Here is a 9,866-nt window from a genome sequence, read left to right on the forward strand (position 1 = left end):
GCGCACATTCCAGCCTGAACTCAGGGGTGAAAGTACGCTTAGTTTTTTTGTTCATTAAGTCACCTGTTTTGTGTTGAGGTGAGGATATCACCTTTAATCAGGTGGCCAAATTTACTGTGCCACTACAGACCCCGCCCCGGTAGACGATCCTGCCCTATAGTTTGAGCATAGCATAGCAACTGTCTTTAGCGCCCGTTTACGAAGCATGCTGGTGATACATTGGATCCCATGCTTCATTCTTTTTCAGCATTGCGTTCAGGATGGTCAGCAATTTTCTGATGCAGGCCGTCAGTGCAACTTTTTTGGGTTTTCCTGCGGCAACCAGGCGTGTATAGAACTCTTTAATTATCGGGTTGTGCCTCGTCCCAACCAGGGCTGACATATAGAGAGCTGTACGGACTGAAGCTCGCCCTCCGAATACTGTTCGGCGACCGCGCATCGTACCGGAATCCCTGTTTACTGGAGCAACCCCAATAAGGGCGCTAATTTCTCGTCGTGACAGTGAGCCAAGTTCTGGAACTTCTGCCAGTAGCACGGCGACTGTCGCAGATCCAACGCCTTTAACTGCGTTCAGAAGCTCGGATAATTCACTGAAATGCTCCTTGATGTGAATCGCCATTTCACCTTCAATGCGCACTAACTCGCCCTTCAGGGCCGAAATAATTGATCTGATGCTTGCATGGCTCAGAGGATGCGAGGGATGTAATCGGTTTCGTTCGGCTGTAAGCATGACTGTTAGCTGTCTGCGTCTGACCACCATCGCTGCTAGAATCTGCCTGTGGGCATCAGGCAAGGGACGAATGTATTTTTCCCGTTCCGGGTGCTGGTTAATAACTTCCGACATCTGAAGCAATACTCTGGCATCTATACGATCAGTCTTCGCCAGATAGCCCATTGCACGGGCAAAATCTCGAGCTTGGCGGGGATTAATGACGACAACGTCAAAGCCTTCTGATTGAAGATAACAAGCCACACCTGACTCCAGACCCCCTGTCGCTTCCATGAGGATCAACCTTGTTTCATTTCTCTTTAACTCTCTGAGAACTTGAGTAAAACCGTCAGTTCCATTTAGTACAGTGAACTGGCTGGCAATATTGCTGATTGCAATATCCAGAGTACCTTTTGAAACATCTATGCCTGCACAACGTTGATTTGACACGCTCATCTATACCCCTCCTTGCAAATACGATTTGAAGTTCGGACAACTGTTCGGGCTTCAGATGAACGGCTCAGCCTGTGCGTCAATCGCTATGCTGCGGGCTTCAATAACCCCGGGAGGAATCGGACTACACAGGCCTTGCCAAATCTAAGCCAGTTCATAGTAATCCACTTTTGAGATACAAGGAGGAGCGTATGGGCACACCACGATTTACACCTGAATTTAAGGAAGAAGCCGTCCGTCAGATAACGGAACGCGGTTATTCCGTTGCCGAAGTATCCGACCGTCTGGGCGTTTCTGCACACAGCCTCTACAAGTGGCTACGGGCGATTAAACCCGATAACAGCGAGCAGCATGCCCGGGATTTACTGGAGGCCAAAAGCGAGATCCTGAAACTACGGGCGCAGCTAAAACGTACCGAAGAGGAACGGGATATTTTGAAAAAGGCCGCGCGGTACTTTGCAAGGGAGCCCGACTGAAGTACCGCTTTATCAATGAGCACCGCACTGTATGGGGTGTGATGACGATGTGTCGGGTACTCAATGTCGCCCGGGCCGGGTTCTATGCGTGGCTGCACAACCCGGTCTCGGCACGTGATAAAGATAACCAGCGCCTGCTGACGCTTATCCGTGACTCATATTCACTGAGCGGAGGCGTATACGGTTACCGACGGGTTCATGGCGACCTGAACGAAATCGGGGAAACCTGCGGCAAAAACCGGGTGGGTCGTATTATGCAACTGAACCGGATCAAAGCCGTACGCGGCTATAAAGCGCCGCGTCGTATCGCTGGTCGACCTTCAGTGGTTGCCCCGAATCGCGTGCAGCGGCAGTTTACTGTTGTCCGGGCCAATCAGGTCTGGGTCACCGACATCACTTACAGTGTGCCCGGAGTTCAGGGCGAGCACGGATGCTCAAATGAACCACGAGTCTGTCTGGAATATTGAGCCGGTAACTCATGACGAGAAACCCAACAATCCCACCGGGTGTGACGGTGGAGAACCTGAGCGGCAGTGACCTGCGGCATGCCTGCAGGGTGATGTAACCCGCTGACAACGGGGATTGAGGCGAGATCACTAAGCCGAGATGATCCTCAAGGTTGAGTGCTGAAAGGCTGAAGAACATGAACCCGTTAATCCGCCTCTGTGGGTTGAAAACGTCACCACGGCCTACGTGATCTGACAGGCCGTGCAGAAGGAACTGGCAGCGATACGTACGCACTGCCGGTCGAAGGTGTTTTGACATGTTTGCAAAATACCGGGACAGCAGCGTCCATCACGCTCGCGTTGCTGACTTCTGCCAACTTGCAGCATGCAAGGATAAAGAGTGCGACGGGCAGCCTCCTCAGTATGTCTGAGTCCAGGCAGGTAAACCGGGGAAGGTCAGCGACGGATGAGGAGGCAAACGGTTTGGTCGGCCACCGGCGCTGAACCAGGAACAGCGGCAGGCAGCGCTTGAACACCTGAAAGCGGGTGCCAGTATCAGCGCCGTTGCCCGCGAGTTTGGAACCTCACGACAAACCATCATGCGCCTGCGTGACGATGCAGTCAGCCCGGAGTAACCAGAATAGAGGGGAGGGGACCGAACCACCCCGGCACAGTCCCCTGAAGGAATGGCAATTCCGTTCACCGCCAATGTTAGCTTTTTCCGGGCTGTGATAACATCTTCGGGTCATTTTTCAGAGCCAGGGCTGATGAAGAAGAAAAGCAGCACACCCACTCCCCACGATGCCACGTTCAGGCAGTTCCTGACGCAACCGGACATTGCCCGTGATTTCATGGAAATCCACCTGCCCGCAGAGCTGCGTGCAGTCTGCGATCTCAGCACACTGAAACTGGAATCCGGCTCGTTCGTTGAGGATGATCTCCGCCAGTATTTCAGCGATGTCCTCTACAGCCTGAAAACCACAGCCGGCGACGGATATATTCATGTCCTGGTCGAGCACCAGTCAACGCCTGACAAACATATGGCTTTCCGCCTGATACGCTATGCGGTGGCCGCCATGCAGCGCCACCTGGAGGCAGGGCATAAAAAGTTGCCACTGGTGATACCGGTGCTGTTCTATACGGGTAAGCGCAGCCCGTATCCGTACTCCACCCGGTGGCTGGATGAATTTGACGATCCGGAGCTGGCAGGCAAACTCTACAGCAGCGCTTTCCCGCTGGTAGACGTTACGGTCATTCCGGATGATGAAATCGCTGGCCATCGCAGCATGGCCGCCCTGACTTTACTGCAAAAGCATATTCACCAGCGGGACCTGGCAGAACTGGTTGATCGGCTGGCACCCATCCTGCTGGCCGGATATCTGTCTTCATCGCAGGTCATATCGCTGGTACACTATATAGTGCAGGCAGGCGAAACATCCGACGCCGAAGCCTTTGTACGCGAACTGGCACAGCGTGTGCCGCAACACGGAGACGCACTTATGACCATCGCACAGCAGCTTGAACAGAAGGGTATCGAGAAGGGCATCCAGCAGGGCATCCAACTGGGTGAACAACGTGGTATTGAGAAAGGCAAGCTGGAAGTTGCCCGAACCATGCTGCAGAACGGCATTGACCGTAATACCGTCATGAAAATGACCGGTCTGACTGAAGACGACCTGGCGCAGATCCGCCACTAATAATCCTTTCTTGGCACTCCCTGTCTGGCCATCAGCGTAAACTGGTAGGGCAGGGAGGCATCCTGTGCTGACTCTGTCTGCCAGCCACACCGGTTAAACAGCTTTACCACGCCCCCAACATTACCGGTCAGGCGCGTCAGCAGCGGATTTATCTGTCGCCCATCGTCGTCAAATGCCGCGTCGAGGTTAGTCCGTGAGAGATAAATGCCGTTCACGCCGGCATTCAGGGCTAAGGCATACCTCCCGGACCATTCCCGATCGCTCAACAGACGGTAATTCCAGCTCATGTCCTTCGCAGTTTCCAGGGCATACGTCAGCCGGAACAGGTCGTTTTGCTCAGACAGTTCGCCGGTGCAGGAGCGCCAGAGATAATTCAGCTTGCTGACCAGCTTCGCACTGGTTCCCGGACCAGCACCTCCAGCACCCGGTGCCATGCATCAGTTTCACTGCGTTCAGAAAGCGCTGAAAAGTAGCGGCTGACAATGCCGGCAATCTGCTGCTCCGGCACGGCGGTATCGCTTTCCGCCTGAGGGGACAGTTTATGGCACAGTTCCTCGCGCTCCACCAGGGCATTGAGCATGGCCTCAGATGTCACGTTCTGCGCGGTGGCCAGTGACGCAACACGCTCCCGAAGGTTGTCAGAGAGAAACACGCCAGCCCCGGCGGCAACCGCCGACGGTATCCTGACGCGACGTGATACGGGCTTGTAGATTTCGCCGGTCTCCGGTCTGATTTTCAGGCCTGCTTTCAGCCAGCGACTCAGCTCCTGGGGAAGGATGTCCGGGTTGTCCTTCAGAAAGCGAGCACGGTTTCCGCGCGCCGTTCCGTACACGCTGTCAATGTAGTCGGTCAGCAGCATAACGATATCCACAAAAGTGTTTATAAACACAATTGGTTATATCACATGCATTTTGAACGGTAGCACGCCTGCGGCGTGAGCTCGTCTGCTGCGCAGCCGAAGTCCTTCCCACCCTCATCGCCGTATTTTATACTGTGTTTCATGTACATACCGCGCCCCGCAAAACTTCTGTTCCAGCACGATGAAGGCTGGGAACGCTTCCTCGTGCGTATTCCGGTGAAAGTGAACGCTGATTCCGGACGAACGTGAACGTTTTTTTTCTTAACGCGCCTACTGTCATTTTATTAACTCTTCTGTTCACTTTGGTCAACCTGAGACCGCCGTTTTCGCATCGACTCGCCCTTCATGTCCAGACGGTGCGCGTTGTGCATCAACCTATCCAGGATCGCATCTGCCAGCGTGTTGTCGCCTACGCTTCCATACCACTCATCCGTTGGCAGCTGGCTTATTACCACCGTCGAGGTTTTGCCGTAGCGATCGTCCATCAGCTCCAGCAGGTCGTTTCTCTGAGTGCCAGCCAGCGGCTCAAGACCCCAGTCGTCCAGGATCAGCAGTTGCGTCTTCGCCAGCATCGACAGCTGCTTCTGGTAGCTCCCGTCCGCACGGCTCTGCATCAGCTCCGGGAGCAGACGGCTCAATCGCCAGTACTGGACGCTGAACCCCTGTTGGCAGGCGTTGTGCCCCAGCGCGCATCCCATGTAGGTTTTCCCGCAGCCGCAGGGGCCCGTTATCAACAGGTTCTGCCCTTTCGCTATCCACTCGTTCTGGCTGAGCTGGGCGATCCGGGCCCGGTCCAGGTTGCGTCAGGGCTGATAGTCGATATCGTACACCGACGCCTCCAGTCTTAGCCGGGCTTTTTGCAGTAGCCGGCGCTGTTTGCGTTGTTCTCGCTCCATTTTTTCCTGCGACACCAACAGCGCCAGTCTCTCGTTGAACGACAGCTCTTCGTAGGTGCCCGGCTGTTCCGTCTGCGTCGACAGTGCCGACGCCATGCCGGAGAGTTTTAACTCAACCAGTTGATTCATAATGCTGTTTGACATAACAACTCCTTCAGTTAGTGGAAGTGGTGTGGACCACGGATATTTTCATGCGCCTGCGGGAGTTCCGGCGACGCATGCGCATCGCTATCCCGCGGCAACTGGTCCCGGTTGCTGCTCAGGATTGACTTGATCTGCTTCAGACGCGTCAGACCTTCATCATTGGCCAGCCTGCAACTGTTGTTGAGTCGCTCACTCGGGTAGCTCCGCGTCAGATTCAACAACCCCAGGCAGACCCGGTAAGCTTGTTCCGGATGCACTTTCTCGTTCAGCCGGTCGGTGACCCATTGCAACGTATCCACGCCCACACCAGCAGCCCAGCTTTTCAGACGACCTGGCGTCCATTTCTGGTGGTGACTGTGACGCTCCGGCATGTGCTCCGCTATCGTGCTGGTTCCGGGGAGCTCACGCCGCGGGTGAGCCGTTATCTGCTGCTGTCCGCTGTAGATCTCCACCAGATTTTCAAAGACGTGGAGATCTACCTACTTCCCCACCCATGCGTGAGGGACCGAGTAATAATGTTTCTCATATTCAACGTGATAATCGATATTCACCTTTACGGTTTTGATATGGCGGTAACGCCAGGCATGCACTGGCAGCGCCCGAAGGCAGGGTTTATCCAGTCGTTCAAAGGCTTCACGCCGATTGCCCGGTAATTTCTTGAACGGCCTTTCATTGAGCTCGTTGACCAGAGCGCGGATGCAGTGATTCAGCTCGGCAAGCGAGAAGAAGACCAGTTTTCTCAGGCGTGCCAGTATCCAGCGTTCCACGACCTGAACGCCTACCTCGGCTTTGGCCTTGTCTTTTGGCTTGCGGGGTCTGGCCGGCAGTACTGCGACCTGGTAGTGCTCCGCCAGTTTCTGATAGCTGGGATTGAGTTCCGGATCGTACCGGCAGGCCTTGCTGACAGCGCTTTTGAGGTTGTCAGGAACCAGCATCTCCGGAACGCCGCCGAAGAACTCGAACGCACGGGCATGGCTCATCAGCCAGTCATGAAGCGACTGACTCCAGGTCGCTTCGGCAAAGGTGTAGTCACCCAAAGCGTGAGGTTGCCGCGTTGTTTGAGGCCAGCCTCGTACTGAGGCCAGTTGGTGATGGTGTATTTAGTTTTGGCGATATGGTGACGTTTTTTGGCGTTGTATTTATGCGGCATCGGTTATGAGCTGATGAAATGGATTATTCGGATTATACCTCTTTAGCCATCCATGCACCAACGCCTCCCATTACCCCTAATTGGAGGCATTACCAACAATTTGACGCACGCGTATTCTTTTGTTTCCTTGATTGCTTATAAACTTAAACCTCGAACCTCTATTTATGATAAATTCAGCCTCATCTCCATTTTGATAGATATCACGCACGTTCTTACCATACCCATTTTCAATCTCAATAATATACTGACCAAATTTTTTAGCAGTCAATTCTGCATGACTAGTAGGCACAAATCTCGTAGTCATATGCATTCCATTCATCCATTGCGAAAATTCATTCACTGTTGTGCCTCGATATAATAAACCATGGCTATATTGTGATTCTTTAGCCAGATGGTCCTCAAGTTTACTACCAACTTCATCATACCCATTATCGTAAAAATCATACAGTGCCCTAATTGTCTCCGATCCATACGGACCTTTTTCCCAATGCCTATCACCTGAATTCAGGGATGTTAATTCTTTTTTTAAGCGTGCTACATCAACTTTTTCACTTAAGCGATCCTGTATTTTTCTGAAGCCTGAGTTCATTGCCCAAATAGTCGATAACCCTAGCCATTCCTTTTCTTCATCTCTTTTATTTTTAGCTTCCCTTTCCAAGGCGATTTTTTCTTGTTGTATTTGTTGTTGTCTTTTCTCTAGCTCGAGTTTTTCTTGTCTTTTTTGTGCAACAATGGCTTGAAATTTATCATTTTTAACAAGTTTACCCGCCTCACTTATAGCCACTCGGCATAGCTCATCATATCGATAATTTTTCACAGACCCCATATTTACATCTGAAATATAATTCCTAGCATCTATACAGTAATTGGAATATTTATTTTCTCTTCTATCATAGTAAGGTTTTTTCCCTGAAATCATCTGAAAAATCATTTGATTTACTACATTTTTCTTCCTATCTGATAAGGAGAGGTACTCTTGATCGGGGGCCATTCCATACTCGTCAATTAAGTAATCATCATCATTTTTTGCATTTCTGCTTGTGGTTGCTCTGGTTTCTTTATATGAATGCATATGTAGGTTTCTCCTTTATAGAACTACTGTGTAGTGGTCACTAATACTGGCCACCACATTAGACGGTTCTGTCGAATTAAGGCGGCGTCAGGTAACATGCTGTTTTTTTTACGATGTTGCCTGCCCATGTCTATAATTTGCCGCCGTTAACGCGACACAGCCCATTAGACTGTATGTAGTACAGTCGCTCCGATTCGTTTGGCGTCAGACCGCCATTGGGTCACCTGTGGTGTTGGGGAGGTGAGCATATCACCTCCGATCAGGTGGCCAGTATCAGTGTGCCACTACAACCGTACAGCCATCAAAATGAGCGCTTCAGGAAAGTGGCGACCTTTAAAACTGAGCATCATTCAACCTTAACCGGATTTGTATGTTGACAGTATAGCTGCGCGTTTATCTTTTCGACAGAACGGTAGCACGCCTGCGGCGTGAGCTCGTCTGCTACGCAGCCGAAGTTCTTTCCCCCCTCATCGCCGCATTTTATACTCTGCCTCATGTACATACCGCGCCCCGCAAAACTTCTGTTCCAGCACGATGAAGGCTGGGAACGCTTCCTCGAGAAAAATGGCCATCTGCTCAGCGACTGGACCAAACTTTCCGTCGAGCGCATGCTCGCCTGTGGAACCTGCGCCATGGGGGTTCGCCACTACTGCTGCAGCTCCGCTGATTGCACGCACTCGCGCTTCCTCTGCCAGACCTGCAAGTCCAAGGCCTGCAGCAGCTGCGGCCTCAAAGGCACCGAGCAGTGGATTGCCGAACAGCAACACATCCTGCCCGACTGCGACTGGCAGCACATCACCTTCACCATGCCGCATTTGCTGTGGCCGTTCTTCAACAACAACTGGCCGCTGCTCAATGACCTGTTTCGCTGCGCAACCCGCGCCATGCTCAGGCACGCGAAAAAACTGGGCATCGAAGTCGGCATCTTCTGCGCACTGCACACCTACGGTCGCCAGCTTAATCAGCATCCGCACATCCACGTCTCCATCACCCGCGGCGGCCTCGATGTCAAACACGGCGTCTGGCGCGACCTGTTCTTCAAAAAACAGCAGGTCGAAGCCATCTGGCGCGGCGCCGTCATCCGCCTGTTACGCGCCAGCTATCAGCGCGTTAACCCTGCTTTCCTGCCCGGCCATGGTCACATTCGCGATGAGAAGCAGTGGAAGCGCTATCTGCAGGCGCAATACCAGCGTCACTGGAAGGTTCACTTCGCCAAAAAGACCCGCGGGGCCTGGCGCAGCGTGAAATATCTGGGTCGGTACCTGAAACGCCCGCCGGTGGCGGCATCCCAACTGCGGCATTACCGTGGTGGCGCTGTCGTTCACCAGTACTACGACCACAAAACCCAACAGCATAAACGCCAGAAGCTGACGCAGGAGGAGATGCTGTGGCGTTACGTCAGCCACATCCCGTCCCGGCACTTTAAAATGGTGCGTTACTACGGCTTTTTGGCCAACCGCAAACGCGGCACGCTGCTGCCGAAAGTCTACGACGCGCTGTCGATGACGCCACGCGAAAAACCGCAAAAACCGGGGTTCGCGGTGCTGATGAAAGCCTTCCTGGGTACCGACCCGTACCAGTGCATCCTGTGCAAGGGTCGACTGCGTTTTGCCGGCGCCATGGCAGGCAAACACGCCACAAAATTGTTGTCAGACAGACTGCATCGGATGGCAAAAAACCGATGGCTTCGGACAGCATCTGCAGGGTAAGTATGCCTGAAAAATGGGTTTTAGCTTAAAAACACAGCAAAACTGACATTTTCATGCATTACAACGCGACAGGCCTCAGCCAATACGGCTCTTCCTCGCCACCTTACATGGTTAGGAAACCCAAAAGAGGTCGATTGAGTTAATGAGATGGTCACTCCCTCTTCCAAAGCACTATGCTGAAAACAGTCTTAATTCGGAGATCCATCATGGAAAACATTGCGCTTATTGGTATCGATCTGGGTAAAAACTCTTTCC

Annotated in this window: 5 protein-coding genes and 6 pseudogenes; 4 read left to right on the forward strand and 7 right to left on the reverse strand. The window is 52.6% G+C overall.

From position 1 onward, the window contains the following. Positions 1 to 196: 196 nt before the first annotated feature. Positions 197 to 1,165: an IS110 family transposase gene (locus AAZT04_RS25860; protein ID WP_129984084.1), complete on the reverse strand. Its 969-nt coding sequence runs from the start codon at positions 1,163 to 1,165 to the stop codon at positions 197 to 199. Positions 1,166 to 1,353: 188 nt separating this feature from the next. On the opposite strand from AAZT04_RS25860, the pseudogene AAZT04_RS25865 reads away from it, so the two are divergent. The 3 genes and pseudogenes from AAZT04_RS25865 to AAZT04_RS25875 form a co-directional block, all read left to right on the forward strand. Further along, positions 1,354 to 2,039, forward strand: a pseudogene (locus AAZT04_RS25865) (IS3 family transposase); the annotation flags it as partial. A gap of 518 nt (positions 2,040 to 2,557) precedes the next feature. Further along, a pseudogene (locus AAZT04_RS25870) lies at positions 2,558 to 2,719 on the forward strand (helix-turn-helix domain-containing protein); the annotation flags it as partial. 132 nt (positions 2,720 to 2,851) lie between these two features. Continuing rightward, positions 2,852 to 3,781 carry an Rpn family recombination-promoting nuclease/putative transposase gene (locus AAZT04_RS25875; protein WP_129984134.1) on the forward strand — a complete coding sequence of 310 codons (930 nt, stop codon included), beginning with the start codon at positions 2,852 to 2,854 and terminating at the stop codon, positions 3,779 to 3,781. Here the strand turns inward: AAZT04_RS25875 and AAZT04_RS25880 are convergent. From AAZT04_RS25880 to AAZT04_RS25905, 6 genes and pseudogenes are all read right to left on the reverse strand, one after another. Further along, positions 3,778 to 4,197 (reverse strand): annotated as a pseudogene (locus tag AAZT04_RS25880) (DUF2913 family protein); the annotation flags it as partial. The gene AAZT04_RS25875 and the pseudogene AAZT04_RS25880 sit on opposite strands and share 4 nt — an antisense overlap. Continuing rightward, entirely contained in the window at positions 4,155 to 4,640 is a 486-nt protein-coding gene (locus AAZT04_RS25885) for a hypothetical protein (RefSeq protein WP_242498918.1), read from the reverse strand. The pseudogene AAZT04_RS25880 and the gene AAZT04_RS25885, both read right to left, overlap by 43 nt. A gap of 284 nt (positions 4,641 to 4,924) precedes the next feature. Further along, positions 4,925 to 5,680, reverse strand: a pseudogene (istB, locus tag AAZT04_RS25890) (IS21-like element helper ATPase IstB). 14 nt (positions 5,681 to 5,694) lie between these two features. After that, positions 5,695 to 6,711: pseudogene (gene istA / locus AAZT04_RS25895) on the reverse strand (IS21 family transposase); the annotation flags it as partial. Beyond that, positions 6,708 to 6,830 (reverse strand): annotated as a pseudogene (locus AAZT04_RS25900) (IS5/IS1182 family transposase); the annotation flags it as partial. The pseudogenes AAZT04_RS25900 and istA, both read right to left, overlap by 4 nt. A 76-nt stretch (positions 6,831 to 6,906) precedes the next feature. After that, on the reverse strand, positions 6,907 to 7,902 hold the full coding sequence (locus tag AAZT04_RS25905) for a hypothetical protein (RefSeq protein WP_434682329.1): 996 nt from the start codon (positions 7,900 to 7,902) through the stop codon (positions 6,907 to 6,909). A gap of 494 nt (positions 7,903 to 8,396) precedes the next feature. On the opposite strand from AAZT04_RS25905, the gene AAZT04_RS25910 reads away from it, so the two are divergent. After that, positions 8,397 to 9,611, forward strand: coding sequence for an IS91 family transposase (locus AAZT04_RS25910; RefSeq protein WP_129984137.1), 1,215 nt, complete (start codon positions 8,397 to 8,399; stop codon positions 9,609 to 9,611). Positions 9,612 to 9,866: the final 255 nt, after the last annotated feature.

Source organism: Serratia sp. Je.1.23.a (assembly GCF_051129805.1).
GTDB lineage: Bacteria > Pseudomonadota > Gammaproteobacteria > Enterobacterales > Enterobacteriaceae > Serratia > Serratia liquefaciens.

Bases quoted from the DNA above. Each gene is read 5' to 3' on its own strand.
- AAZT04_RS25875 (WP_129984134.1), top strand. From the start codon at position 2,852: ATGAAGAAGAAAAGCAGCACACCCACTCCCCACGATGCCACGTTCAGG.
- AAZT04_RS25910 (WP_129984137.1), top strand. From the start codon at position 8,397: ATGTACATACCGCGCCCCGCAAAACTTCTGTTCCAGCACGATGAAGGC.
- AAZT04_RS25860 (WP_129984084.1), bottom strand. From the start codon at position 1,165: ATGAGCGTGTCAAATCAACGTTGTGCAGGCATAGATGTTTCAAAAGGT.
- AAZT04_RS25905 (WP_434682329.1), bottom strand. From the start codon at position 7,902: ATGCATTCATATAAAGAAACCAGAGCAACCACAAGCAGAAATGCAAAA.
- AAZT04_RS25885 (WP_242498918.1), bottom strand. From the start codon at position 4,640: ATGCTGCTGACCGACTACATTGACAGCGTGTACGGAACGGCGCGCGGA.